Annotated in this window: 30 protein-coding genes and 1 pseudogene; 12 read left to right on the forward strand and 19 right to left on the reverse strand. The window is 71.2% G+C overall.

Annotated elements, in window-relative coordinates:
* The first annotated feature begins 53 nt into the window (after window positions 1–53).
* Window positions 54–662, forward strand: coding sequence for a hypothetical protein (locus tag ASD90_RS17910; RefSeq protein WP_056759509.1), 609 nt, complete (start codon window positions 54–56; stop codon window positions 660–662).
* Here ASD90_RS17910 and ASD90_RS17915 read toward each other — a convergent pair.
* Entirely contained in the window at window positions 611–1,516 is a 906-nt protein-coding gene (locus ASD90_RS17915) for a winged helix-turn-helix transcriptional regulator (RefSeq protein WP_082588826.1), read from the reverse strand. The two genes, ASD90_RS17910 and ASD90_RS17915, sit on opposite strands and share 52 nt — an antisense overlap.
* Window positions 1,517–1,569: 53 nt before the next feature.
* Here ASD90_RS17915 and ASD90_RS17920 point away from each other — a divergent pair, with 53 nt between their 5' ends.
* The gene (locus ASD90_RS17920; RefSeq protein WP_235506762.1) at window positions 1,570–2,814 is read left to right on the forward strand and encodes an MFS transporter; all 1,245 of its coding nucleotides are present in this window, start codon (window positions 1,570–1,572) and stop codon (window positions 2,812–2,814) included.
* On the opposite strand, the gene ASD90_RS17925 is transcribed toward ASD90_RS17920, so the two are convergent.
* The 16 genes and pseudogenes from ASD90_RS17925 to ASD90_RS18000 form a co-directional block, all read right to left on the reverse strand.
* Window positions 2,717–4,696, reverse strand: coding sequence for a DUF2207 domain-containing protein (locus tag ASD90_RS17925; RefSeq protein ID WP_056759510.1), 1,980 nt, complete (start codon window positions 4,694–4,696; stop codon window positions 2,717–2,719). The two genes, ASD90_RS17920 and ASD90_RS17925, sit on opposite strands and share 98 nt — an antisense overlap.
* A gap of 78 nt (window positions 4,697–4,774) precedes the next feature.
* On the reverse strand, window positions 4,775–5,248 hold the full coding sequence (gene smpB / locus ASD90_RS17930; RefSeq protein ID WP_056759512.1) for an SsrA-binding protein SmpB: 474 nt from the start codon (window positions 5,246–5,248) through the stop codon (window positions 4,775–4,777).
* Between the two features lie 96 nt (window positions 5,249–5,344).
* Window positions 5,345–6,847: a peptidoglycan DD-metalloendopeptidase family protein gene (locus ASD90_RS17935; protein WP_235506763.1), complete on the reverse strand. Its 1,503-nt coding sequence runs from the start codon at window positions 6,845–6,847 to the stop codon at window positions 5,345–5,347.
* A gap of 147 nt (window positions 6,848–6,994) precedes the next feature.
* Window positions 6,995–7,900: a permease-like cell division protein FtsX gene (gene ftsX, locus ASD90_RS17940; protein WP_056759516.1), complete on the reverse strand. Its 906-nt coding sequence runs from the start codon at window positions 7,898–7,900 to the stop codon at window positions 6,995–6,997.
* A gap of 24 nt (window positions 7,901–7,924) precedes the next feature.
* Window positions 7,925–8,815: a cell division ATP-binding protein FtsE gene (gene ftsE, locus ASD90_RS17945; protein ID WP_056759517.1), complete on the reverse strand. Its 891-nt coding sequence runs from the start codon at window positions 8,813–8,815 to the stop codon at window positions 7,925–7,927.
* Between the two features lie 183 nt (window positions 8,816–8,998).
* A complete protein-coding gene (locus tag ASD90_RS17950) occupies window positions 8,999–9,490 on the reverse strand; it encodes a hypothetical protein (protein ID WP_056759519.1) in 492 nt (163 codons plus the stop codon).
* Window positions 9,491–9,652: 162 nt separating this feature from the next.
* Entirely contained in the window at window positions 9,653–10,765 is a 1,113-nt protein-coding gene (gene prfB / locus ASD90_RS17955) for a peptide chain release factor 2 (RefSeq protein ID WP_056759521.1), read from the reverse strand.
* Between the two features lie 195 nt (window positions 10,766–10,960).
* The gene (locus ASD90_RS17960) at window positions 10,961–11,479 is read right to left on the reverse strand and encodes a matrixin family metalloprotease (protein WP_056759523.1); all 519 of its coding nucleotides are present in this window, start codon (window positions 11,477–11,479) and stop codon (window positions 10,961–10,963) included.
* Window positions 11,480–11,820: 341 nt separating this feature from the next.
* A complete protein-coding gene (locus tag ASD90_RS17965) occupies window positions 11,821–12,279 on the reverse strand; it encodes a lamin tail domain-containing protein (RefSeq protein WP_056759525.1) in 459 nt (152 codons plus the stop codon).
* A 219-nt stretch (window positions 12,280–12,498) separates the two neighbouring features.
* Window positions 12,499–13,008 carry a pilus assembly protein TadG-related protein gene (locus ASD90_RS17970; protein WP_056759527.1) on the reverse strand — a complete coding sequence of 170 codons (510 nt, stop codon included), beginning with the start codon at window positions 13,006–13,008 and terminating at the stop codon, window positions 12,499–12,501.
* Window positions 13,005–13,493, reverse strand: coding sequence for a hypothetical protein (locus ASD90_RS17975; RefSeq protein ID WP_056759529.1), 489 nt, complete (start codon window positions 13,491–13,493; stop codon window positions 13,005–13,007). Before ASD90_RS17975 ends, ASD90_RS17970 begins: the two co-directional genes overlap by 4 nt.
* The gene (locus ASD90_RS17980; protein ID WP_369793626.1) at window positions 13,493–13,975 is read right to left on the reverse strand and encodes a TadE family protein; all 483 of its coding nucleotides are present in this window, start codon (window positions 13,973–13,975) and stop codon (window positions 13,493–13,495) included. Before ASD90_RS17980 ends, ASD90_RS17975 begins: the two co-directional genes overlap by 1 nt.
* On the reverse strand, window positions 13,972–14,187 hold the full coding sequence (locus ASD90_RS17985; protein WP_056759531.1) for a hypothetical protein: 216 nt from the start codon (window positions 14,185–14,187) through the stop codon (window positions 13,972–13,974). The genes ASD90_RS17980 and ASD90_RS17985 overlap by 4 nt, the downstream gene beginning before the upstream one ends.
* A gap of 53 nt (window positions 14,188–14,240) precedes the next feature.
* The gene (locus ASD90_RS17990; RefSeq protein WP_082588828.1) at window positions 14,241–15,218 is read right to left on the reverse strand and encodes a type II secretion system F family protein; all 978 of its coding nucleotides are present in this window, start codon (window positions 15,216–15,218) and stop codon (window positions 14,241–14,243) included.
* Complete coding sequence (locus ASD90_RS17995) at window positions 15,215–16,081, reverse strand: type II secretion system F family protein (protein ID WP_056759660.1); 867 nt, start codon at window positions 16,079–16,081, stop codon at window positions 15,215–15,217. Before ASD90_RS17995 ends, ASD90_RS17990 begins: the two co-directional genes overlap by 4 nt.
* Window positions 16,081–16,437 (reverse strand): annotated as a pseudogene (locus tag ASD90_RS18000) (CpaF family protein); the annotation flags it as partial. The pseudogene ASD90_RS18000 and the gene ASD90_RS17995, both read right to left, overlap by 1 nt.
* Window positions 16,438–16,519: 82 nt before the next feature.
* Between ASD90_RS18000 and ASD90_RS18005 the strand changes: the two are divergent.
* The 9 genes from ASD90_RS18005 (at window position 16,520) to ASD90_RS18040 (ending at window position 22,779) form a co-directional block, all read left to right on the forward strand.
* A complete protein-coding gene (locus tag ASD90_RS18005) occupies window positions 16,520–18,007 on the forward strand; it encodes a recombinase family protein (protein ID WP_056759532.1) in 1,488 nt (495 codons plus the stop codon).
* The gene (locus ASD90_RS23630) at window positions 18,007–18,153 is read left to right on the forward strand and encodes a hypothetical protein (RefSeq protein ID WP_157623222.1); all 147 of its coding nucleotides are present in this window, start codon (window positions 18,007–18,009) and stop codon (window positions 18,151–18,153) included. Before ASD90_RS18005 ends, ASD90_RS23630 begins: the two co-directional genes overlap by 1 nt.
* A gap of 729 nt (window positions 18,154–18,882) precedes the next feature.
* A complete protein-coding gene (locus ASD90_RS18010) occupies window positions 18,883–19,125 on the forward strand; it encodes a hypothetical protein (protein WP_056759534.1) in 243 nt (80 codons plus the stop codon).
* A 306-nt stretch (window positions 19,126–19,431) separates the two neighbouring features.
* Window positions 19,432–20,409 carry a hypothetical protein gene (locus ASD90_RS18015; protein WP_056759536.1) on the forward strand — a complete coding sequence of 326 codons (978 nt, stop codon included), beginning with the start codon at window positions 19,432–19,434 and terminating at the stop codon, window positions 20,407–20,409.
* Window positions 20,410–20,602: 193 nt separating this feature from the next.
* The gene (locus tag ASD90_RS18020) at window positions 20,603–21,286 is read left to right on the forward strand and encodes a hypothetical protein (protein ID WP_056759538.1); all 684 of its coding nucleotides are present in this window, start codon (window positions 20,603–20,605) and stop codon (window positions 21,284–21,286) included.
* Window positions 21,283–21,513: a hypothetical protein gene (locus ASD90_RS18025; protein ID WP_056759539.1), complete on the forward strand. Its 231-nt coding sequence runs from the start codon at window positions 21,283–21,285 to the stop codon at window positions 21,511–21,513. The genes ASD90_RS18020 and ASD90_RS18025 overlap by 4 nt, the downstream gene beginning before the upstream one ends.
* A 106-nt stretch (window positions 21,514–21,619) precedes the next feature.
* The gene (locus tag ASD90_RS18030) at window positions 21,620–22,147 is read left to right on the forward strand and encodes a hypothetical protein (protein ID WP_056759541.1); all 528 of its coding nucleotides are present in this window, start codon (window positions 21,620–21,622) and stop codon (window positions 22,145–22,147) included.
* Window positions 22,144–22,461, forward strand: coding sequence for a hypothetical protein (locus tag ASD90_RS18035; protein WP_056759543.1), 318 nt, complete (start codon window positions 22,144–22,146; stop codon window positions 22,459–22,461). Before ASD90_RS18030 ends, ASD90_RS18035 begins: the two co-directional genes overlap by 4 nt.
* Before the next feature lie 6 nt (window positions 22,462–22,467).
* Window positions 22,468–22,779: an HNH endonuclease gene (locus ASD90_RS18040; protein ID WP_056759545.1), complete on the forward strand. Its 312-nt coding sequence runs from the start codon at window positions 22,468–22,470 to the stop codon at window positions 22,777–22,779.
* Window positions 22,780–22,967: 188 nt separating this feature from the next.
* On the opposite strand, the gene ASD90_RS18045 is transcribed toward ASD90_RS18040, so the two are convergent.
* Together ASD90_RS18045 and ASD90_RS18050 are read right to left on the reverse strand one after the other, a co-directional pair.
* A complete protein-coding gene (locus tag ASD90_RS18045) occupies window positions 22,968–23,480 on the reverse strand; it encodes a Pycsar system effector family protein (RefSeq protein WP_157623223.1) in 513 nt (170 codons plus the stop codon).
* 83 nt (window positions 23,481–23,563) lie between these two features.
* Window positions 23,564–24,505 (reverse strand): adenylate/guanylate cyclase domain-containing protein, encoded by a 942-nt coding sequence (locus ASD90_RS18050; RefSeq protein WP_056759549.1) that lies wholly within the window; start codon window positions 24,503–24,505, stop codon window positions 23,564–23,566.
* A 396-nt stretch (window positions 24,506–24,901) separates the two neighbouring features.
* Here ASD90_RS18050 and ASD90_RS18055 point away from each other — a divergent pair, with 396 nt between their 5' ends.
* On the forward strand, window positions 24,902–25,135 hold the full coding sequence (locus tag ASD90_RS18055) for a hypothetical protein (protein ID WP_157623224.1): 234 nt from the start codon (window positions 24,902–24,904) through the stop codon (window positions 25,133–25,135).
* Window positions 25,136–25,316: the final 181 nt, after the last annotated feature.

A 25,316-nucleotide genomic window follows, 5' to 3' on the forward strand; every position in this document is an offset into this window, starting at 1 on the left:
GGGGCCACCCGCCGCTAGGCTGGAGGTCTCGGGGCCGTCAGAGCTGGTGCGGCATGAGTGGTGAGACAGGGCTGACCGAGCCGCCGGGTGTTCCCGGCGGCGGGGGTCGTCGCGGTCTCAGCCCCACCGGCTGGGCGGCCGTCACGGCGCTCGGGGCCGCAGGCATCACGGCGGCCGCGACGCTCGTGACCCACTTCCTCCCACCGTCGACGCCCCAGGCCGCAGTCGGTGCGTCGTCGGTCCTCGGGTCGCCGTCCGCGTCAGGACAGGGCGCGCTGGTCACGCCGGCACCCTCGCCGGTCCCGGCACCGAGGTCGGCGCTGATCGACCGGCTCACGGGCACCTGGTCCGGGCCCGCCCGGTACGGCTCCCAGCAGCTGACGATGACCCTCGTCGTCACCGCCGACTGTGCCGAGGGGCGTCGCTGCGGCACCCTGACGACCGACCTGCTCCCCTGCGTCGCCGACATCACGCTCGTCGGCATCAGCGACGGTCCGCAGTTCGACTTCGCGACGGGCTCCTACTCGCCTGACAGCTCACCGTCCTGCGAGCTGCGCCACGGCGGTGACTACTTCATCCTCGGGGACGACGTCCTCGCGTACCGCACGGGCTACGACGGCGGCAGGAGCGGCACGTTGCGTCGGGTGGGCCAGTCGTCCTGACCGAACCCGTCGGGCCGCCCGGCGATCTCGCGGACGAGCCGCAGCGCCTCCTCGACCGAGCCCGTGACGTCGGGGATCGGGAAGAGCGTGGCGCGCACCGTGCGGTCGCGGTCGACGACGAGCGTCTGCCGTTTGAGCCTCGTCGTGCCACCGGCCCGGAAGGTCGGCAGGCGCAGCGCCGTCGTCAGCTCGAGGTCGGCGTCGGAGAGCAGCGGGAAGCGTATGCCGTTCGCCGCCGCGAACGCGGCCTGCTCGCCGGGGCGCTGTGTCGAGACCCCGACGACGGAGGCGCCGAGGTCGGCGAACTCTGCGAGCCGGTCGCGGTAGGTGCAGGACTCCAGCGTGCAGCCGATGCCGCCGGGGATCTCCGCTGCACCCGGGAAGGCGTTGCCCGGGTAGCAGTAGACGACGGTGAGCGGCTCGTCGGAGACGGGGTCGAGCGCGTGCAGTCGCGGGACCTTCTCTCCGACCAGGGCGCCGACGCGGGCCGCCTCGTTGGAGTCCGCCGGAGCGCCGGCGTCAGGCTGCCCGTCACCGAGCAACCACGTGTCGCCGAACTCCTGCAGGGCGCCGAGCACCGGGAGCGCACCGCGGCCGAGGTCCGTGAGGACGTACTCGTGCCGGGGAGGTCGCTCGGAGTAGGCACGCCGCTCGAGCACGCCGTCGGCGACGAGGGCCTCGAGGCGTTGGGTGAGGACCTTCCGCGAGATGCCCGTCTCGGCGACGAGCTGCTCGAAGCGGGTGCGACCACCCGCGACGTCGCGCAGGACGAGAAGGCTCCACGGGTCACCCAGCACGCCGACGGCATGGGCGATGCCGCACAGGTCTGCAGGGCTCGCGTGTCGCCTCGTCATGTCGTCATCCTAACCGCGTTCCCAAAAGAGACTGACTATGGTCTGATGTCGGGGTGCGCGACCTGAGAGACCTCCCCCGCGTCGTCTGGGTGCTGGCCGCCGGGCGGCTCGTCAGCTCCGCCAGCGCCTTCCTCATGCTCTTCCTCACCGGCCCCCGCGGGTTGGGCGTCGTGCCGGCGGGTGTCGTCGCCGGCTCGAACGGCGTGGGCGCACTGCTCGGCAACCTCACAGGAGGACGGTTCGGTGACCGCTACGGACACCGCCGCGTCCTGCTCCTCGCGGCGAGCGTCGTCGGCGTCCTCACCGCCCTCATCCCGTGGCAGCCCGTCTGGCTGCTCGCCGTGACGATGCCCGTGACCGATTACCTCGGCGCCGTCGCATCCCTCGGGCAGGGCGCCCTCGCGGCGCTCGCCGTCCCGGCCGGGTCGCGCCGGTCGTCCGTCGCCGTCAGCCGAGCCGCCTCGAACGCCGGCTTCGTCATCGGGCCTCCCGTCGGCGCCCTGCTCGCCACGCACGGCTACGACACGCTCTTCGTGGTGGACGGCGGCCTCACCCTCGTGCTGCGCCACGTCACGTCGCGCTTCCTGCCCGACGAGGCCCCGGTCGCCCGCGAGCCCGACGCACCGGCCGGGCTCTGGCGGGCCGTCCGGGCCGACCGGTCGCTCCTGCTGCTCCTGCCCGGTGTCGTGCTCGTCGACCTCGTCTACCGACAGCTCTACTCGACCCTCCCCCTGTACCTGCGCGAACACGGCCAGCCGCTCGCGCTCTACACGCTCCTGGTGGCGATCGGGTCGGCGCTCATCCTCGCCCTCGAGATCCCCGTGGCGATCCGGCTCCGGGACCGCCCCGCGATTCCCATCATCGCGACCGGATACGCCCTCGTGGCAGTGGGGTTCGTCATCTTCGGACTGACCTGGCTGGGCGTCGCGGTCGCGGCCGTCGTCGCGATGGTGGTGCTCACCGCCGGCGAGGTCCTCTACAAGACGACGGCCACCGCCCACGTCCTCGACGCCGCGCCCTCCCATCTCGTCGGTCAGTACCAAGGCCTCTACACGGGCGCCGCGACGAGCGGGGCCATGCTGTCGGCGCCGCTGGGCGGGATCGTGTATGCCGCAGCCCCCGGCCTGCTGTGGCCGCTCTGTGGCGTCGTGGCCGGCGTGGGCGCCCTGCTCGCCCTCGCGTCGGCGCGTCCGGCTCCGTCTACCAGGAGCCGGACGAGGACCCGCCGCCACCGCCACCGGAGAAGCCACCCCCGCCGGAGAACCCGGACGATCCCGACGAGCCGGGTGTCGAGGTGAACGTGCCCGTCGACGTCGTCGAGAAGGAGTCGACGCCGTCCGCGATGCTCGTGAAGTCAGGGAAGGCGTTGCCGCTCCAGACGTACCACGTCGGCATCACGAGCGGCCGGTTCGCGGCCTCGGCCGCCTTCGCGACGTCGGCGAAGGTGCGGGCCCACCGGTCCGCGACACCGAAGACCACGGCATACGGCAGGTAGCGGCTGAAGATGTTGGAGGCCTCGTCGAACTCGATCTGCCCGGCCTCGGCGGTCGTGAGGTACTCCTTGAAGCCGAGCGACTGGGCGAGCACCGCGGAGCCCTCGGCGGTCTTGGCGGCCATCCGCCCGCCGAGGACCCAGACGATGATGCCGGCCACGACGAGCCCGACACCCAGGGCGACCCCGCCGCCGAAGCTGCCACCGAGGATCGCGCTGATCGCCGGCCGGCCGTAGAAGAGCATGAGGCCGCCGAGCACGGCGATGACGAGGCCGAGCCCCTGCCAGGCGCCGCGCTGGGTCTGGGGCGAGGAGCGGAACCACCCACGCGTCACGACCTCCTCGTACATCCCGCTCTGGATGCGCTTGAGGGTGCTCGCGAAGGTGTTCTTCAGCTCCGAGAGGCGCACGGCGTCACCCCGGCTGGAGAAGATCCCGTCGAGCAGCTGGCGCTCGTAGGGCAGCAGCCGCTCGTCGGCCGGCGGCGCGAGCCGGGTGAGCGTCCAGTCGGTGCGGCTGAACACGCCGCCCCCGCCGTCGCTCTCCTCGATGCGGATGAAGCCGCGCACCGCGAGGTCGATGACCGTGGCCGAGACGTCGATCGGGTTCGCGGTCTCGTCGATGATCGTCCCGACCATCCCCGGCTGCACGCCCTTCGGCGGCTGGAACTGGACGGCGACGGTCGACGACCCGCCACGCACGGTGGCGGCGGCCGGGGTGCCGTCGCCCGTGGCGCCGGTGCCGTACGCCGGTGAGAGGCCCGGAGTGAGGTCGGCGTAGCGCTCGTCGCGACCACGCGTCCAGACGAGCGCACCCATGACGGCCAGGGCCAGCACCGGGGCGCCGACGGCGCCGGCCCAGGCCGCCGCGTTTGCGGCCGGCGCGGCGTCGGAGCCGATCGACGCACCGGAGTCGCCCTCACGGACGTCGGCGCGCACGTCGCCGAAGGCCGAGGCAGGGTAGGAGGCGAGCACCGACATGGCGTCGCCCGACGTCAGGCCGGCGGCCGAGAAACGGGCCGGGTCGCCCGAGGTGGCCTGGCACGGCGTGTCGGACCGGCTGACGCCCTGGTAGCAGGCGACCTGGGTCGAACCCGTCGGGGCGTTGACGGTGATTGACACCCGGTCACGCGCCGTCGTCTCGTTGGTCCCGAAGACGTTGTAGTAGAGCTCGACGGTGGCGGCCTGGCTCGAGTCCGGGGCCGGCTTGCCGTCGGCCGTGATCGGGTTGAGCACGTCGTGCAGCGTGTAGCTGACCGTGTAGACCTGCGTCCCGCTCGTGAGCTGGTCCGCCGAGCCGATCCGGATCTCCTCGGACGCACCGTTGTCGCTGACGCGGAACTCGTCCGGCGCACCGGTCGGGCTCGACACGGCGACGTCTGTGAGGTCGAAGTAGCGGTAGCGGTTCTCCTCGTCGTTCCAGCCCATCCGCACGACGATGTTGCGGAAGATGCCGTGCCGCTGCTCACCGCTCGGGAAGCGCCACGTGATCGTCTCGGTGACCTTCATGCTGCCGTCGGGCTGCAGGTCGTAGACCGCGACGAAGGAGTCCATGCCCTCGTCACCGGCGGCCTGCGCGCTCCCCGCCGGGGTGAGCAGGAGCAGGGCGGCCGCGAGGAGCAGCCCCAGCACGGCGAGTCGCCGGGCGCGCGTCACGCTCGATCGGGTCGGTCCGGTCGATCCAGCCATCGGGATCCCTCCACGTCGTTGGTCCCTTGCATCCTGACACCGGACGCGGCATCGACGCCCGCGGTTCCGGCTGGAGGGTCAGCGGCGACGGTTGGCCGCGCTCATGGCGCGATCGGCCTCACGGTTGTCCTGGCGCTCGCGCAGGGCGTGGCGCTTGTCGTACTCCTTCTTGCCGGTCGCGATCGCGATCTCGACCTTGGCGCGGCCGTCCTTGAAGTAGAGGGACAGCGGCACGATGGTGCGCCCGCTCTCGCGGGTCTTGTGCGCGATCTTCGCGAGCTCGGCACGGTGCAGGAGCAGCTTGCGCTTGCGACGCGGGGCGTGGTTGTTCCACGTGCCGTTGAGGTACTCGGGGATGTGGACGTTCTCGAGGTAGAGCTCGTCGCCGGTGAACATGGCGAAGCCGTCGACGAGGGACGCGCGCCCCATCCGTAGCGCCTTCACCTCGGTGCCGGAGAGGACGATGCCCGCCTCGAAGGTGTCGTCGATGAGGTAGTCGTGTCGGGCCTTGCGGTTGCTCGCGATGAGCGACCGCCCCTTCTCCTTGGGCACCGGGCCGTCCTTCCGCCTTCGTGGTGTGTGGTCAGCGCACCAACGCTACCCCGAAGGCAGACTCGACTCAGAGTCGGTTTTGTCGGCGGGCGTCGGTCAGAGCCACTTGCGGGGGTTGACGGGCGTGCCGTCCTCGTAGGTGCCGAAGTGCAGGTGGCAGCCCGTCGAGTAGCCCGTCGTGCCCGAGTAGCCGATGAGCTGGCCTCGCCTCACGCTGCCGCCGAACTTCACGATGCTCGACAGGTGGTTGTAGCTCGTGACGAGGTCGACGCCCCGGTGGATGCCGTGGTCGATGAGGATCTGGTTGCCCCACCCGCTCGCGCGCCAGCCGGCGCGGATGACGTCACCCGGCGCCGCGGCATACACGGGCGTGCCGCACGGGATGCCCCAGTCGAGACCGTCGTGGAGCATCCACTTCTGGAGCACCGGGTGCCACCGCATGCCGAAGCCGGACGTCGTCGGGCCGACGGCGGGGTAGCTGAGGTAGTTGGACGGGGTCGAGTCGCCCTGCACGGGCGGCGGGGTCTTGGGGACGTAGACCTGGCCGCGCTTCTTGGCCGCGGCTGCCTTGGCCCGCTCGGCACGGATCTTGGCGGCGCGCTCGGCGCGCAGCTTGGCGAGGCGCTTCTGCTCGGCGATGCGGGCCTGCCGGGCACGCTCGACGAGGACGGCCTGCAGGCGGGCCGACTCGGCGCGCGCCGCGGCGAGGTCAGAGGCCTCGCTCTTCTTCTGGACCGCGAGGTCGGCGGCGAAGGACGACTGCTTGGACTTCAGCTGGTCGAGCTGCGTCTTGGCCGCCGCGGCGTTCTGGGTGGCCGTGATGGCGTTGTTCTTGGCGATGATCGCCTGGTTCTTGGCCTGGGTGGCGGCCGCGGCGGCCGCCTCCGCGCCCCGCAGCGCGGCCTCGGCCTGACGCTTCAGCTCGGCGATCTCGCCCCGCACCGACGTGAGGTAGGAGCGGGTCGAGGTGTTGTCGGCCGTCATCGCGGCGAGCTTGTCGATGGTGTCGCTGGCGACGGCGCTCGCGGTGTCGGCCATGACGAGCCGGTTGGCGAAGTCCTCGGGCGACGTCGAGCCGAAGACCATGCCGAGCTGGGACTCCTGGCCGGAGCCCTGGAAGACCTCGGCGGCGTACGAGTCGAGGGCGTCCTGGCTGGTGACGAGGTCGGTGGAGCTCTTGGCCAGCTGCTCCTTGGCGCGCTGCTCGTTGGCCTGGGCCACGGCGAGCTTCTGGGCGACGGCCTCGTTGTGCGCGCGGGCCTTGGCCTCGGCGGCGATGGCCCGGGCCTCGGTGGCCTCGGCCGCCACCTGCGCGGCCTGGGCTCGCACCTGGGCCGTCTGGGCGGAGGCGACGCGCTGCTGGGCGATCGGGAGCGCGGCGTTGGTGCGCTGGAGGTTGACGTAGGCGCGGGCGAGCGAGGCGTTGGTGCCCTCGAGCTGCTGGCCGAGCGCGGCGATCTTCCGGTCGTTGCGTTTCTTCTGGTCGGAGACCGAGTCGGCGCGGGCGACGAGCGCCGATCCCACGGAGACGGAGCACACGACGACGAGCCCGGCGGCCGTCAGCCTGGCCGCGGGCCCGCTCCTCTCAGAACGCCTCATGAGCCACATATGTTCCATTGGTACCACAGGTCACTCGCGATGGGGAGACTTCGTCACGATCAGGGGTGTATGCCCGCCTGGGACAGCATGCGGCACCGACCCCTCCCCCGGGTGCGGATCCGGGAGATCGTGGAGCAGCGGCGGGCGTCAGACGCGCAGGTAGCGGCGGAGCGTCACCCAGGACGTGAGGCTCGAGAGCACGATGACGCCGACGATGACGAAGGGCGCGACGTAGTAGACGTCCGCGACCCCGATGAAGGCGGTGTCGGTCAGGGTCTGGCTGAGGAAGCCGACGACGCCGTAGCGGACCGTGGCCCACAGCATGCCCATCGCCAGCACCGCCCCGAGCACGCTCGACAGGACGGTCTCCATGACGAACGGGAATCTGATCGTGAAGTTCGAGGCGCCGACCAGACGCATGATGCCGGTCTCGCGCCGACGGCTGAAGGCGGTCTGGCGGATCGTCGTCGAGATGAGCATGACGGCCGCGAGCACCATGAGCGAGGACAGGGCGATCGCCGCCCACGACACGGTGTTCATGAAGGTGAAGAACTTCTCGAGCAGCTTCTTCTGGTCCTGGACGTCGGCGACACCGGGCATGCCCTTGATCGAGCTCGCGACGACGTCGAACTTGCCGGCGTCGTTGAGGTTCACCCGGTAGGAGTCGGCGAAGTAGGACTCCCCCGCCCGGGCGAGCGGCGAGTTCTTGTACGTCTGCTTGAACCGGTCGTACGCCTCGTCGCGCGACTCGTAGTAGACCTCCTTGACCGTCGGCTTGAGGGCCTCGAGCTCGGCCTTGATCGCGGTCCGCTGTGCGTCGGTCGTCGCCTCACCCGCGCAGTTGGTGAACCGCGTCTTCTCGGCGCAGAGCATGACCGTGACCTGGACGCGGTCGTACCAGTAGTCCTTCATGGTGTCGACCTGCCGCTGGCCCATGAGGCCGAGGCCGAGGAGGTACATCGAGATCATCGTGACGATGACGACCGAGACGGCCATCGAGAGGTTGCGCCGGAGGCCGTTGCCGATCTCGCCGAGGAGGAACTGGAATCGCATGTCGTGTCTCGCTCCGTCTCGCGCTCAGCGGTCGCTCGTCTGGACGGCCTTGTGCCGGCGAAAGATCCCGCCCCTGCTGCGTGGCTCGTCGGCGTCGCGCCCGATGGGCGGGAGCCCATCGGGCTCGTCGTATGCCGTGGGGTCCCCGTCGTCGTAGCCGTCGGACGCCTCGGGCTCGTCCGCGCGGCGCGGGGCCTCGGCCTCCTCCTCGAGCCGGATGCGCGGGATCGAACCGGTCGTGTAGTCGCCCGCCTCCATGTCGCTGACGAGGACGCCCCGGTCGAGGCGGATGACGCGCTTGCGCATCGCGTCGACGGTGACCGTGTCGTGGGTGGCCATGACGACGGTCGTGCCGGTGCGGTTGATGCGGTCGAGCAGCTGGACGATGCCCAGGCTCGTGTCGGGGTCGAGGTTGCCGGTGGGCTCGTCGGCGAGCAGGATCGGCGGGCGGTTGACGAAGGCGCGGGCGATGGCGACGCGCTGCTGCTCCCCGCCGGAGAGCTGGTGCGGCAGGCGCTTCTCCATGCCGGCGAGGCCGACGAGCTCGAGCGTCTCGGGCACGGTCTGGCGGATGCGGGCCCGGCTGCTGCCGAGCACCTGGAGGGCGTAGGCGACGTTCTGGAAGACCGTCTTGTTGGGCAGCAGGCGGAAGTCCTGGAAGACGCAGCCGATCTCGCGCCGCAGGGCCGGGACCTTGCGCTCCGGCAGGCGGTCGAGGTCGCGTCCCGCGACGAGGACGCGCCCGCGGGTGACGTCCTGCTCCTTCATGACGAGCTGCATCATCGTCGACTTGCCCGATCCGGACGTGCCGACGACGAAGGCGAACTCACCGCGCGGGATCTCGAGGCTGACGTCGTCGAGCGCCGGACGAGTCGTGCGCGGGTAGGTCTTCGTGACGTTCTCGAAGAGGATCATGCGTCGGGCCTCGACTCGTACTGGACATCAGCTGGGCATCAGCGGGACAGCGGCTGGGCCGGGTGGTGCGTGACGGCATACGCCAGCGTGCACCGGGCCGCATCCGAGGCTACGGGCCGACGGGCGAAACCCCCGGAAAACGGCCGGGCCCGGCGTGGCGGGCCGCCGGGTCGGTCGGGCGCCTCAGCAGGCGAGCGACGAGAGGCCCTGTGCCGACTCCGACCCGGCGCGGTAGAGCTTGCCCCAGCCCTGCGTGCACAGGGCCGTCGTGCGCACGGGGGTCGAGTAGCTCAGCTGCTGGCGGTTGGCGCTCGCCGTGAAGCCGCGCGTCTCGGGCTCGCCGCGGACGGCGACACCGGCGTACGAGCGGTAGGCGAAGCCGCGCACGTGGTACTGGTCCCACACGTAGACGGACGCGAAGTTCATCCACGCCGACCCGCGCGAGTCGCTGCACCAGCCGATGTACTGGCGGACCGTGAAGGCGGACATGCCGAGGTCGGAGACGACCTTCCGGTCGCCGATCTGCCGGACGCTGCTGCACGGTTGGGAAGCGCTGGCGACGAGAGCGGTGGGGGCGGTGGGAGCAGCAGACGCCGCGGGCGCCAGCCCGACGGCGACGGTGGCGGCTGCGACGAGCGCGGCGAAGGTCGTGGCGAGGCGGTGGAGGGGTGACATGGGCGGAACCTCTCAGGCGGGTGCGCGAGCTGCGCCGACCCACCGTGAGCGGACGGTCACCGAGCGGTCCGGCACGGTGACGCCGTCGGGGGGAGCCGACGACGCGACCCTACGAGCGCAGCGGCCGTCGCGCCCGTCGAAAGACGAGGTCGCCCCGAAATGTCAGTCCTGCTGCCGGTTCTGCCCGATCTGCCAGCGGATCCCGGCCTCGACGAAACCGTCGATGTCGCCGTCGAAGACCGCGCTCGGGTTGCCCGTCTCGAACTCGGTCCGGAGGTCCTTGACCATCTGGTACGGGTTGAGCACGTAGGAGCGCATCTGGTCGCCCCAGCTCGCCTTCACGTCGCCCGCCATCTCCTTCTTGACCGCGGCCTCCTCGGCCTTGCGCTGCAGGAGCAGGCGGGACTGGAGGACGCGCAGGGCGGCGGCGCGGTTCTGGATCTGGCTCTTCTCGTTCTGCATCGAGACGACGATGCCGGTCGGGATGTGCGTCATGCGCACGGCCGAGTCGGTCGTGTTGACGCTCTGGCCGCCGGGCCCGCTCGAACGGAAGACGTCGACCTTGAGCTCGTTCTCGGGGATCTCGACCGAGTCGTCGCTCTCGATGAGCGGGATGACCTCGACGGCGGCGAAGCTCGTCTGGCGACGGCCCTGGTTGTCGAACGGGCTGATCCGGACGAGGCGGTGCGTGCCGGCCTCGACGGACAGGTGGCCGAAGGCATACGGGACGTTGACCTCGAAGGTGGCCGACTTGAGGCCCGCCTCCTCGGCGTAGGAGGTGTCCATGACCTTGGTCGGGTAGCCGTGGCGCTCGGCCCAGCGGAGGTACATGCGCATGAGCATCTCGGCGAAGTCGGCGGCGTCGACGCCGCCGGCGCCGGCCCGGATCGTGACGACGGCCTCGCGCTCGTCGTACTCCCCCGACAGCAGCGTGCGGACCTCGAGCTCGCCGACGTCCTTCTTCAGGGTGGCGAGGTCGCGCTCGGCCTCCTCGAGGGTGGCGGCGTCGGCCTCCTCCTGGCCCATCTCGACGAGGGTCTCGAGGTCCTCGATGCGCGCATCCATGCCGAGGACGCGGTCGCGCTCGGAGTTGGCGCGGGACAGCGCGCTCGTGACCTGCTGGGCAGCGTCCGGGTCGTCCCACAGGTCGGGGGCGGAGGCCTGCTGCTCGAGCTCGCTGATGGTCCGGGCGAGCTCGTCGAGGTTCGTGACCCCGCGCACGGAATCCATCGTCGCGCGCAGTTCCTTGATTTCTTGCGTGAAGTCAACAGCCACGATGGAACAGCCTACGGCAGCAGGGAGCCGCGCCGCGCACGCCGGGCGGGCACCGGGCCCGATTCCCGCACGCGTACCGCTCGTCGCCATCCCCGCCACGAGCGGCGCGGCAGCACTCGCATCGGGCCCACGGCAGACGCCGTGGGCCCGATGTGGTTGCGGTGCAGGCTCCCCCGAGCACGTGGTGCTGGTCGATCAGTAGTCGCCGGCCATCCACTGGATGTCCTGGCCCGAGGGCCGGGTCATGGCCAGAGTGGCGCTGGTCTGCGGGTACATGACGCTCCTGGGCGACGACGAGTGCGGCAGGCCGCCACAGTGGCCGAGCTCGTGGATGGCCATGTGCTCGGAGTACACCTGCTGGGCGAAGGCCGGCCCGAGCTTGACCGTGCACCCGGTGATGACGCCGCCGCTGCTGACGAGCGAAGCCTCGCCGATGGCGCCGCTCGCCGGCTGCTCCGGGATGACCCTGATGTTGGCCCTGGTGGCGTCGGTCGTCATGCTGACGTTCCAGCCGGACTTGCGCCATTCCGAGACGGCCTCGGCGACCTTGAACCTCGTGTTGCTGCCGGTCGCGTCGTAGACGAGGGCCGGGCTGCTCCAGTGGCCCCAGTAGGCCGGGTTGACCGTGGGGCTGGGCTTGGCGGCCTGCGTGGGGGCGGCCGCCCCGACGGCGAGTCCGACGGCTGCCAGGACGACGAAGATGATCCGCTTCATGTGCCTTCTCCTGCTGTGGGGGATGTGCTGGGGGCTCAGGACCGATGTGGCTCCATGCGGTGCGTGTTGGTGCGTGTTGGTGCGTGTTCGGACAGACGCCGAGACCACCCGTGGGGCACGTGGTCTCGAGGGGTATTGGCGCCGTTTGTCTAAATTATCGACTTCGTGACGTAATAAGGCGTTTTTGACGATCTCTTGACCTTTCCCAGCGCGTTGGTGGGACAGCTCCCAGTTCCGCGGGCGCCGGGCGAGCGCACTGGGCGCTTCCCCCTGCCGGGCACGACGAAGGCCCGCCCCGGGTGCGGGGCGGGCCTTGTCGTGAGGGCGTCGGTGGTGCGGGCTCAGCAGTACTTCGCGGTGCCGCCGCCGCTCCAGGCACACGTGTCGACCGTCGTGCCCGAGGCGTTCTTGAGGTATGCCGTGTCGCCCGTGTTGTTCCAGACGTACCAGGTCTTGTTGTAGTAGCGGTGCGTCGACGTCGCGGACCCGTGGCCGGTGTGGACCGTCACGGACGCGCCGGCCTTCAGGGTGAACGTCGGGAACCGGTAGGTGTAGCCGGTCTTGTCGCGCAGCGTCCAGCCGGTGAGGACGCGGTTGCTGCGGGTCGTGTTCTTGATGACGACGTACTCGGCGTTGAGGCTCGTGTTGCTGCCCGTGTCGGAGCCCGGCGAGTTGTACTGGACCTTGTAGATCATGATCGCCGGGAGCGCCTGGGCCGAGCTCGCGGCGGCGATGGGCGCGGCCACGGCGAGGCCGAGTCCGGCGGTGGCCACGACGGCCTTGGTGATGAGCGTGCGCATGCTTCCCTGTCTGTCGTCGCGGCACCATGGCCGCGGCACGTGCGGATGGCGCCGCCCTTTGGACGGCGCCATCACTGCCTGGCGCGACGCGCCACGCCGCCAGGCCTTGGACGTGCTGGGCGGTGTGGGCGTCGTCGACGGACGCTAGTGCGGATTCGACTGGCGGGTGGCCGTTTTGCGAATATTGCGGAGCCTTCGCGTCGTCTGACGCCCGCGGCCTCAGCCGAGCGGCGCCCGGGCCCTGGAGGTCACGGTGATGGTGACGCTGCCTCCGAGCGACTCGAGCACCCAGCCGCTCATCGGCAGGGTCGCGCTGCCCTGGATCGTGACCACGGCGGTCGCCCCGTCGCTCGTGCCGGTGTCGGGGACCACGGACCAGGCGGTGATGCCTGACGGCAGCGGTGTGCGGGCCAGGTGCGCTGAGGCCGCGCGTGCCACCGACTCGTCGGTGATGGCGAGCTGCTCGAGGACGCCGCCCTCGTAGGCGGCGCGCTCGTCGAGCGCGTCGGCAGCGTCGAGCGCCGCCGAGTCGGCCGCGTCGAGCAGGTGCATGCGGGCCAGCTGGGCCGCCGTGACGTCGATGGCGCCCAGCACGAGGAGTGTCGCGAGCACGAAGAGGCCGAGGGCGAGCACCCCGATCTGGCCCTCGTCACGCGCGCGTCCACGTCGCGGCCGGACGCACAGCCGGCGGGCGACGGCTCCCGGGCGGGCGGCATACGCGCTCGTCATCGCGCCACGAACCGGTCGACGGAGGCGACGTGGGTCGACGAGATGGTCACCGACGCCGGCAGGTGAGCCGCGAGGAAGTCCGGCACCAGCGGGAGCTGGACCTCGATGGTCGCCGTGGAGGTGACGGAAGCGTCGGGGCGCAGGCACGGAGAACCGTCACAGGCCACGGCCACCCCCGCGCCGTCGTCGAACGAGAAGTCGGAGAAGGCCAGGAGGGCGGCTGCGCGTGCACGGGCGTACCCCTCGTCGTCCGACGGAGCCGTGACGAACGCGCGCCCGGCCTCCCGTCCGGCCAGTGAAGCCGAGAAGGACGCCGCCTGGAGACGGGCCGCGGTGAGCACGAGGTAGGTCAGCGGGAGCAGCAGCAGGATGCCGAGGAAGATGAACTCGAGGATGGCGCGGCCCGCCTCCAGGTCGACGCGACCGTTGCCTCCTCCGGGGTGTCGACGCCGGGCCGCGCAGGCGACGAGGTCCTGCGGTCGCATCACGGGTCGGCTCCGGCCACGACCTGCTCCTCGCTGAAGGCACGGCCCGACACCGTGAGTCCTCCGGCGGGCCCGATCGGGCCGATCACGGGCAGCGGCGCCGTCACGCGGACCTCCACCACGCGTACGCCCGAAGCCGTGAGCGAGCGAGCGGCACTCACGTCCTGCGCGAAGGATGCGCTCAAGGACGTCGTGATGAGCGCCTTCGTGCGCGCGACGCCGTCGCCGGGCTGCGCATCGGCTCGTGCGCCGTAGCGGGCTCCCTCGGACGCCGCCGAGATCAGCGTGTTGCGGACGTAGAGCGCCAGTCCGAGCTGGAAGACACCCATGGCCACGAACAGCAGCAGGGCAGCCACCATCACGAACTCCGCTATCGCAGAACCGCGCTCGCGGTCTGCAGCCGTGGTCGAGCGGTGCCGCAGGCGGGCCAGGAGCACCCCGGGGCTCACCACCGACGTGCCGACGGCCCTCGCGGGCCTCACGGGCCCTTGACGTCCGAGATGGCGTCGCTGAAGAGCTGCCCGAGCTGGGGGCCGGCGAGGGCCCACAGAGCGGTGACGAGCCCCGCGGTCATGATCGTGACGAGGACCCAGCCGGGGACGTCGCCACGGTCACGAGGGCCGGCGATGCGACGCGATACGGCGGTCGTGAGGACGGCTCGGACCCGGGCCTGAGCCGTGATGATGCGGTTCATTCTCTTTCTCCCTGTGTCGGATTGCGGTGACGAGGCACCCGGAGGGCCGGGTGTCAGAGCTTGAGGTGGAGGAAGCTGAGTCCGGGGTAGAGCGCGAAGAGCACCGTCACGGGCAGCGTGAGGAAGACGATCGGGACCATCATGTAGATCTCCTTCCTCCCTCCCTCCTCCATGAGGGTTCGTCGACCGTCCTCGCGGACGTCCTGCGCCTGGGCCCGGAGGACGTCGGCGAGCGGCGTGCCGCGCTCGACAGCCACCACGATCCCGTCGACGAAGCGGGTCAGGCTCATCAGTCCGGTGCGGTCGGCAAGGCCTTGCAGGGCGGTGGGCAGGTTGGCTCCGGCACGCGCGTCGGCCAGGCACCGTCGCAGCTCGTCGGACAGCTCTCCGCGGGAGAGTCGGCAGACGCGTTCGAGCGCCCCGACCGCGCCCTCCCCTGCGCTGACGGCGAGCGCGAGCAGCTCTGCCACCGTGGGGAACTCGGTGAGCATGCGGGCCTCCCGCCGGCTCGCTGCACGGCTGAGGAGGTAGTCGCGACCCGCGATCCCGCCGAGCACGCCGACGAGCACCATCGACACGAGCACCGGCACCGGGAAGCGCCGCTGCGCGACGGCGACGACGGCGGTGAAGGCGAGTCCGCCCAGTCCGCCGATCGCGCCGAACATCACCTGTTCCGCGCGGAACCGGTCGACGTCCGCCTGGCGGCCGGCTCGCAGCTGGCGGCTGGCCACGGACGGGGCGCCGCCGATCACGGAACCCACCCCCGACCCGAGCCTGGCCACGAAGGGCGCGAGCAGCTCACCGAAGCCGAAGGGCCCACGCGGTGGTGCCGGCCGGGAGAGCAGGGTCGACGGGCGCGGTGTGTCACGCAGGTAGGGCTCGAGGCGGTCGTCGAGCGTGGGGCGGCGGTTGGTGGGCAGCCCGGCGACGACGAGCGCGATGCCCGCGACCACGAGCACACCCGCGCTGGCCCCGGCCCACGACCACCCGTCACGAAGCACCTCGCCGAGCCGGCCCGTCAGCCCGTTCACCGCAGGACCCGCTCTTCCTCAGGCAGTCGACCGATCCAGACCATGGCGCGGTAGGCCACGAGACAGAGGCCGGCACCGATCGCGAGGACGGCCCAGCCGGTGGGCGACGAGTAGGCCGCGAGCGAGCCGCCGTTGAGGGCGAGCAGCCCGAGGATGACCCAGGGGGCGCCGGCCGCGAGCCGGGCCGCGTTGACCGTCCAGCTCTGCCGCGTCTCGAGCTCGGACCGGGTGCGAGCGTCCTCGCGCAGGAACGACGACAACGTGCGCAGCAGCTTGCCGAGGTCGCTGCCGCCCACCTCGCGTGCGATCCGGAGGGACTCGACGATGCGGTCGCCGACCGGGTCGCTCAACCGGTCCTTGAGACGGTCGAGACAGTCGTGGAAACGGCCGGTGGTCCGGTAGTCCTCCGCGAAGGCGGCGAACGCGGGACGCAGCTCGGCCGGGCCCCGGACGGCGAGCTGCGACAACGCCTCGGGCAGCGCCAGGCCCGCACGCACGCCAGACGTGATGTTGTCGACGACGTCTGGCCACAGGTCGCGAAGCTTGTTGCGGCGCTTGCGCGCCCGCATCCGCACCAGCGAGAGCGGGAGCGCGCCGGCCATCAGGCTGAAGCACAGCGAGATGGGGACGACGCGCGTCAGCGCGAGGACCATGAGGAAGGTGATGACGAAGAGCACCACGGACCCGGCGACGACGTGGCCGGGAGACACCGAGGAGTAGCCGGCCTGGGTGAGGTGGTCTCGCAGCTCGACCATGAAGCCGCCCCTGCCGGCCTTCTCGCGCGCGGGCTGCTGCGGCCAGAAGGACCAGTAGACGAAGAAGCCGCCCACACCCAGAAGGAGACCGACGAACAGCGGCGAGATCACGAGTCCGCCTGCCCCAGAAGGGCCGTCACGTCGTATCCCGCCCGCTCGAAGGCCTCCCGGTGCGGCGGGAACCCGTCGGCGCGTCGAAGAGCACCGCCGCGGGTGACGAAGAGGTCGGCGATCTCGATGACGTCGCCCTCGGCCCGTCCCGGCACGGCCACGATCTCCCGCACGCTCCGCACGCCGTCACGCTCGAGCGCGACATGGACCACGACGTCGACCGCCGCTGCCACGGTGGGCACGACGAAGCGGCTCGAGACGTTCTCGCCTGCGAGGAGGGGCCGTGTGCACATCTTCGTGACGGCCTCGCGGGCGCTGTTGGCGTGGACGGTGCACATGCCGGGCACCCCGGACCTCGTTAGGTGCGCTTCTAGTGAGCACGAGCCCACGGGCTCGCAGATCTACGGAAGGTCCGGCCCTACCCCGAGGAGCATCATGACCGCCCGCGCAGCCCTTTACCTCCGTCTCTCCGTCTCCAAGGACGACTCCACCTCCCTCACGGTCCAGGAGAAGGACCTCCGAGCTCGTGCCGCCGCGGAGGGGTGGACCATCGCTCCCGAGCACGTCATCCGCGACGACGGCATCTCCGGCGCCAAGAACGCCACCGGCACCGCGCACGCTCTCGACCTCCTCCGCCGCGGCGAGGTCGACGTCCTGCTCGCATGGAAGTTTGACCGTTGGAGCCGCGCAGGCATCCCCGCCCTCGGCCGCCTCATGGACGTCCTCGCCTCCGCCCCCGGCGCCCGCTTCGTCACCATCAAGGACTCCGTCGACTCGGCGGCGCCGTTCTGGGGCGTCATCGCGTCCATCCTCGCGACCATCGCCGAGCAGGAGCGCGAGAACGTGCGCACGCGCGTCACGGCCTCCATCGCCGAGCGCGTGAGCGTGGGTCGCTACACGGGCGGGACGACGCCCTACGGCTACCGCTCGGCGCCCAACCCCGAGGGCCCCGGCCGCATCCTCGTTCACGAGGAGGACGAGGCCGCCGTCGTCCGGGACGCCGCGGAGCGCATCCTCTCCGGGGAGTCGGTCTACTCGATAACCCGAGATCTCAACGCGCACGAGATCCCGACGCGCCGCGGGACCACCTGGAGCATCCAAGCCGTCACCCAGATCCTCACCGCCGACACCGCGCTCGGCCGCGTCACGCACCGCGGCCAACTCGTCCGCGACGAGGAGGGCGCGCCCGTGGAGGTGTGGCCGCCGCTCGTCGACGCAGACACCTGGCACCGCCTCGCGGAGCGGCTACAGGTCCGTAGGCCGCTCCAGACCGCGGACGGCCGACCGCGGCGGCGCGCCCGGTCCAACCGCCTCCTCTCCGGCGTCGCGTCGTGCGGCCTCTGCGCCGCTCCCCTCTACGTCAAGAAGAACGGCACCGGCCGCATCGCCTATGCGTGCGGTCAGAAGTCCAACGGGCGCCCCTGCCCCGGTGTGAGTGTCTCGGCCGACCTCCTCGACACGCACGTCGCGGGCGCCTTCCTCGCCGCCGTCGGACCGTCGGAGATCTTCGACCGCGTGGAGATCTCGACCGACGACGTCGACCTCGCCGAGGTGGAGCGCTCCATCGCCCAACTCAAGACCGCGCAGGATGACGATGACGCCGACCTCCACACCATCGCCGAGCAGCTCGGCGCCCTCAAGGCTCGGCGCGCAGCGATCAAGGCTCGGCCGCACCGGCCCACGGTGCGCCTCGTGCCGACGGGCGAGACCTTCGCGGAGGCGTGGGAGCGCCTCACCGTTGCCGACGACGTCGCGGGCCTCCGGGCGCTCCTCTCACCAAACGTCGCCATCCTCACCATCGGCAAGGGGCGCCGAGGCGCCCACGGGCTCGACCCGGCACGAGTGACCCTCGTGGCGCAGCCCGCCTTCCCCATCGGCGCCGAGGTCGACGAGGCCATGCCCGCCGGCCGTCTGGTGGCGTGATGTCCTCCTCCGGGCCGCCGCTGGATGACGACGACGAGGCCCCCACCCGCTGGACCGCCCAGCCGTCCGAGCTACTCGTCCCCTCCCCGGCCATGATCGTCGCCGAGGCCGAGCGCATCACCCAGGAGGCCGCCACCGATCCGTGAGCACCGCTCTCCCGCCCTCTGGCCCCGCCCCCTCACGGACGAGGAGGCGGGGCCTTTCTATGCCCCCCAGCGCCCGCACAGCGACGCCCGCACCCCACCGCGTTGGAGGCCGCCGTCGACCGCGGAGGCGGGCGGGGCCGCGAGGCGGAGCAACCGCACGCGGAGGGCGGGCGGGGCCGCTCAAAAACGTCACCCGTTTACACCGCCCAACCGCCCCCGAGGGAGCCCCCGGACAGAAACATCATCCTGAGTGGGTTTGTCATCCGTCTCCCTATTAGTAGTAGAGGTTTCTCTCTCCCTCTAACAAGTAATGAGAAGAGGCATGCCAAACCCACTGAGGATGATGTTTCTCAGCCCCACCGCCCAGGCCCCGCCCACGGCCCCCGGAGCCGCCGCCGGCCGCCATCTCAGCTCGTGAGACCTTTCGCAGAGATGTCCCTTATGCCCCGGTCCGGAAACACCCCCTCGCAGACCTTCTAGGTAGAGGGAAGGACTGCCCGCCCTCGCCGCCGCTCCTCTCGTATGTGACTCAGGTCACACCCGTCAAAGTGAGCAGATCCGGGGGTCCTCGCAGACCTCCTAGGTATAGGCCAGGACTCCGTCCCCGCCTCCCCAGACCGGCACCTCCGCAGTGCCGTCGCATGGCCCCATGGGGGCGCCATCGACGAGCACGCGGGGTGCCCTCCCCTTGGACCTGTAAACGTCAGCCACACCCGAGAGGAGGCCACGATGGCCCCCGTATGTAGTGAGTGCTCCGCCGCTCTCCCCGACATCGCCACGCCCCGCACCCGGATCACTTGCTCCGGACCGTGCCGACAGCGCCGCTCCAAGCGCCTCCGCCTCGTCCGCGAGGACCGCCTCATCGTCCTCCTCGTGGCCCTCGACCGCGCCCTCGACGGTGCCACCGCACCCGAGGACGTCGCGAGCCTCCGCAGGCAGGCCCGGAGCTACCTCCGCACGCAGAACGCATGACCCACGGGAGGCTCCGCCTCCCCCACACACTCAACTCCCCGGCTTGGCCGCCGTGGGTGTCGGGATGGCCTTGGAGGGCCCACATGTGCGGCCTCCGGCCGCGAGCACGCCACGAGCCGAGGGTGGTTCCTCGTCTCCGCTCGCGACCGGAGGACCACCGCCCACCCCCAGGCACGCCGCGACCGACGGCACGCACGAGCAACCGCAACCGCAACAGCACGAGCACGAGCACGACCGCCGCGAGGCTTGACCTCCTCGCCGCCCTCCACCCCATCCGAGCGACACCACACCTCTAGGCCGACCCCCATGACCGCCACACTCACACCGCGCGCCGCCGCGGCCATCGTCCTCTACTCCCTCGCGCACGGTGATCAGCCGGAGGACGTTCCCTTCTCCCCGACGACCAACGTCTGCCGGACGAAACTCTGGCTCCACTTCCGCGACGCCGTCACCGCCCACGGCATCGGCCGGGGCCTTTTCAACAGAGCCGTCCGCGAGATCGCCGAGACCTCCTCCGTCGTCACCGTCAAGACGCGCTCCGCGCGCCGCGTGACCGTCTCCCTGTCCTCGGCCACGAGCCCCAAGCGCGCCGCGAGCTACCGCGACCTCCTCCTCGACGAGGGCCTCGACGACCCCGCCGCCGCGCTCGCGCTCCTCGGCCTCTCGACCGGCGAGGAGATCCCCGAGGACCTCCTCGTGATCCCCGTCTCCGCGTATGCCGATTGCGAGATCGCCGACGAGAAGCGTTGCGCGCGTTGCGAACTGACGCTCGACGTCTCCGCCTTCGCGGTCCGCGCCGACCGCCACAACGACGACCGCGAGGACGAGGCCCGCGACTCATACTGCCGCCCGTGCCGCGCTGCCAAGAACTCCGAGGTGGCCGCCACGCGCCTCGCCGCCCGACGTCACGCCTACCGCCCCGGCGTCCGCTCCCGCGTCGTCAAGACCGGCGCCGAGCTTCTCCGCGAGGCCGAGGAGCGCGCCGCCCGGAAGGCCGAGCGCGACGCCCTCAAGGCACGCCGCGACGCCACCCGCGCCGCAGAGGCCGCGCGCGCCAAGGCCGTCCGCACCACCGGCACCTACGTCCCCATCGCCGCGCCCCATACTCCGCCGTCCGAGTGGCGCCCGGTCCCGGTCACCCCGCGCGGCCGATACGTGCGCCTCGACCGCAACGGCCCCCAGGTCTGGGTCTCCGCGGCCGACTACGCCGACCTCCTCGACGTGGGCGCCATCCTCCCCGACCCGGAGCCGTACGCCCTTCCCCTCGCGGCCCCGATCCTCTGACCCAGCCCCCAACCCCAGGAGTGCCCAACGTGCACGTCGCCCCCATCCCGCTCGCCCCGTTCGCCGGCCCGCTCTGCCCCGCGGATCTCCGCGCCCTCGCAGCGCGCCTAGACCGCCTCGCCACGGTCCTCGCCCCCAAGCAGCCGACGGCCTCCCCCTCCCGTCGACTCAGCCCCAGAAGGAGCACCACCTCATGAGCTACACCACCTCCCCTGCATGGGCCCGCGTCGCCTCACCCGCCCTCGACGCCGCAGAGACCGCTCTCACCGAGGCCCGCCTCGCGAACCGCGCCGCCGCCGAGGAGCGTGCTCGCGTCTTCTCGGAGGACATCGCCCCCGTGCTGACCCAGCGGAAGATCTCGATGCCCGAGGCCCGCGCCTACGGCGTCGACCTCTCTGCCCTCGACGCCGCCGACCGCGCGGCCCGACAGGCCGAGCGCGCCGCCGACGCGGCCGAGGAGGCCGTCACGGCCCTCGCCGCCGACCCCGAGGTCCAGGCCGCCGTACAGGCCGCTGCGCTTCCCGTCATCGACGAGGCCCAGGCCAACGTCGTCGCCGCCGCGTCCGCCTTCACCGAGGCCCTCGACGCCCGCGACGCCGCCATGGGGGCCGCGTGGCGCGGTTACGAGCAGGCGCACCCGAGTCACTGGATGCATGGCCGCCACGGGTGGAACACCAAGAGCCTCGTCCTCGATGGCGTCCGCGCCATGGTCGCCCACTTCCCCGAGGACATGCCCGCCTACGTCTCCGCGCGTGAGGCCGCCCGCAAGGCCGAGGCCGCCCTCCGGCTCAAGCGCTTCGCCGCCGTCGACGTCGAAGCCCAAGCCACCGTCACCCCGGCCGCCCAAATCCGCGCCCGGAAGGCGGCCAAGGCATGAGCACCGACCGCGTCGCCGACATCGTCGCCAAGGTCCTCCGCGAGACCGCCCCGACGTCCAAGAACCTCGCCGACCTCGCCGAGTGGGAGCGCGAGGCCCTCACCGTCACCGCGGCCCGCGAGAGCATCACCCCCGAGGCCGCCCTCGCCGGCCAGTGGGCCGAGCTCGACGCCCTCGACTCCAAGGAGTCCGCGTCCGAGATTGCCGCGTGGGTCCGGACCCGATGACGCCCCGCTAGACCTTCCCCACCGAGGGCCCGATCACGTTGCCGCACAACGTGATCGGGCCCTCGGCACGTCGCCCCCAACCAACCCCAGAAGGACACCAGGCCCCATGCGCTCCCCATCCGACTATCTCCTCCTCATCGCGTCCCTCGTCGACCCGCGCACCCGCCGCGACTTCACCCACGGCGACGCCAAGGGCGTCATCTCGGCGCCGCCTCGCGCCTTCGTCGGCAACACCGTCACGGCCGCCAAGTGGCACGCCTACCCCGTCAGCGCCCGCCTCCGCATCCTCAACCGCGACGTCCCCCTCGACCCCGACGTGAGCGCGCTCCTCGACCGGGCCGCCGCGTGGGACGCCGAGGAGGACCGCAAGCTCGCCGAGCGCACGGCACGACGTGACGCCCGAGGCCAGGCCGCCGTCGCCCCCGTCCACCCGGAGCCGGCGCCCGCACCCGAGCGCGCCTCCAAGGCCGTCGTCTCGTGCATCACCTGTGGCAACTGGCGTCCGGCCCGTGTCGGCCGCCTCGCCCCCGCACGGTGCCCGAGGTGCGAGAGGGTCGCCAAGGCCGACACCGCCAAGCGCCTCGCCGCCAAGCGTGCCCGCCGCCTCGCCGCCACGAGCAAGGCCGCAGCGTGAGCACCCCCGCCCTCACCGACGAGGCCCCCCTCGTCGACACCACCGCCCTCATCGCCGCGCTCCTCGACCCCGCCCAGCGGGAGCGCTTCATCGTCGGCCCGACTCCCGAGTTCCCGCCTCGCGCCTTCTCGTCCAACGCCTCGCGCGGACAGTGGCTCCGCCTGCCTCCGACCGACCGGCGCCGCCGTCTCCGCCGTCGCCTGCCCTTGGGCACGTCGACCGAGGCCGCGCTCGCCATCGTCGCCACGTATCAGCGTGGCCGCGACGCTCAGCGCCGCGCCTCCGAGGCCCGTCGCCCCGTCGCCGAGGCGTGACCCCCGGTGTCGTGGACATCCCACCCCTCCGGCCGTAAGGCCCGCCTCCCGCGTGACTGGTCCCCCCGCCGCCTCGCCGTCCTCCGGCGCGATGGCTACCGATGCCGCGCCCTCGACTCCGAGGGACGACGCTGCAAGGACCGCGCCAACCAGGTCGACCACATCACCCGCGGGGACGACCACTCCCTCGGCAACCTCCAAGCTCTGTGCTCGTGGCACCACGGCCGCAAGAGCAGCGAGGAGGGCCGGGCCGCCCAGCGCGCGCGGCCCACACAGGCCCGCGAGTCCGAGCGTCACCCCGGAAGCATCACCGCGTGAGCGTGCCTCGGCCTCGTCGTCCACGCCGACGAGGCCGAGCGCGCGCGCCGAGGGGTGGGGGAGGACTCCCCCCACCCCCACCCCTCCGGTGCCGGTCCGGCATAGCAATCCGGGACGCGTACGAGTCTGGCACTTGAGGCACTTCTGAGGCACTCAGGCCACTGGCCCGCAGCGGCGCGGATGCTCGCCTAGAGGTTCCACCCAAAGGTGATGATCACAGCGACCGCCGCGAGACAGGGAAGGGCGGCCAGAAAGGCGACCATCGCCCAGTTGATCCACCGATACTTGTCGCGTGCCACATGGGCATTTGCCCAGATCTGAGCCGCAACCTCGTTTACGAGTTTCTCGCCGTTGGCGGTCAACTGCAGGACGAGCTCGGCGTACTCGCCGCTTCCCGCCGCCTTCCCGTGCTTCCGAGCGATGTGGTTGTAGTACAAGCTGCTTGTCGGGCTTTCACGAGCCCGGAGTCGCGGCCTGAGGGCCAACCCCGAGCAGACGCCCGCGGCAAAGAGGAGCGTGCCGGCGAGCCCGGCAGCCCAAGTGAGTGGAAGGCTCGGTGAGGACTGCTCCTTGACGAGGTTGTAGAGCACGCCCCCTCCAACTCCGGTCGCGGCGAGAAGCGCTCCAGCCTTCGTTTCAGCGTGCTTGATCCAGTCGACCACCAAGCCAAGCGCTTTCCACGCTTGGTCCGGCTGAGCCACGATGGAGGACTCCGCCGGAAGCGGCGTCGGCAAGGGGACGGGCGGTCCCAGGTCAGGATCACGCCGCCCCCGCGGCCGCAGCCTCATCGGGCCAGGCCTCGGCGGTGTGCAAGGCGCTCCAGGCGCTGCTTCTGCGCCGCGGTGCGAAGCACTGTCTGGCGCTGTGATGCCAGCGCCTTGGCGCGCTGGTCGGCAACCTCCGGCCGCGTCTTCTTCCCGGCGAGGATGGCGTTGCAGAACTCGTCGCCGTGCTGGTCACACCAAGAGGCCCCGAGCATCCGCCCCTGCGCGTCGGGATCCCCCTCAGGAAGACGATCGATCAAGACGTCGGTCCAAAGTTGGACGTACTTGCCGCCCGGGCAGCCGCACGTCGTCGTCAGGTAGTCGATGCCCTCGATCGCATCCCAGACGGAGCCCGTCACGATGAGCTGGTGGCGCTCAGCTCCCTGCGCCGCCTTCGCGGCGTAGTTCACGGCCTTGCCTGCCCACACCGGTTCCTGCTCGGCTGGGTTCCGCGGCGTCCCGATGCGCTTGACGAGGATGCGGCTGCTTGCGACGCCCACCTTGAGCCCGGTCTCCGGGGCGTCGGGCCACTTCTCCTCCAGTCGCTTCGCCATCTTGCCGCCGAACGACTGGACGGTCACTGCCGCACACAAGGCCCGCTGGTAACGACGCTCGCCCCAGTAGAGCGCAAAGGCGCCGTCCCCCTGGATCTGGATGAAGTCAGCCTCGAACTTGTTGAGGATCGTCACCACGCCCCCCGTCGACGCCTGGTAGATGCTCGCCGTCGAGGCTGCGTGCTTGCCCGTCCCCATCTTCGTCGAGTTCTTCATGTCTGCCACGACGGCCACGACGTCAGGAACTTCGACCCACTTTCGAACCACGATCGGCAACTTGGCGACGTCAAGGTCACCCGTCCAGTTCGTGTCAACTTCGGGCTTGCTCGCCAGCTCGGCGGCTGTGGCGTCGTCCACCTGCGTCAGTAGCGCAGCCAGGTCCAAGGCGTTGTCCGTGCTCGTGGTCATCTCGCGCTCCCCTCCTTGGAGAGCTTCGACGACAAGCAAGACGACCCAACGCGCCCTCTACCGCTGGAAGCCTCCGGATGAGGACTTCACAGCGGGGTGCGCTACCGTGACGCGGACAAGTGGGCAAACTTGTATCCAGGCCCCGGCTGTTGGTTCACCCCGACCGTCGGGGTCTTGCTAGTCGACGCACGTCGAGTGGCTATCCCGAAGCGAAGACTCAGACTTGTGACCAAGTCGTGAGCGAATCACAACGGTGTAACCACTCGACGTGACTACGATACGCCTCGCCGCCGACAGCGCCCGGCGTGTCGCACTCGTGCCGCGGGACTCAGGCCTTTTGCGTCACGGCCTGCGTGCTTCCGGCCTCACGTCTCCCCCATGGGGCACGCTGGTCCCATGCCCCAGAACCACGACTTCAACGCCGTCTTCGCACCGATCACTGAGCGCGAGGACATCCCCGTCACTCGCGACGCCGCCGTCGTGTTCCGCGATGCCCTTGCGGAGTGCCAGGAGGAGAAGGGCGGCGTCCAAGAGATGTTCGGCGTCACGACCCTCGGCATCGGCAAGCTCCTAACCTCCATGGCGAACCTTGAGGTCCGAATCGCCAAGCTTGAGCGCGACGCCGAGTAGCCCTACCTACCGCTTTCCGAACATCTCCCAGATCTGGTGGACCGCCGTTACCAGTCCGCCCACTCCGGTCCCGATCTTGAGGACGAGGTCAATCCATTTGCTCACGGCCGCGTCGTCGACTCCCGCTCCCTCCGGGCCGCGCGGCGACGCCCGGACGGCCGACTGACCGACCCCACCCAAC

Origin of the sequence: Terrabacter sp. Root181 (assembly GCF_001428505.1) — a bacterium.
Lineage (GTDB): Bacteria > Actinomycetota > Actinomycetes > Actinomycetales > Dermatophilaceae > Terrabacter.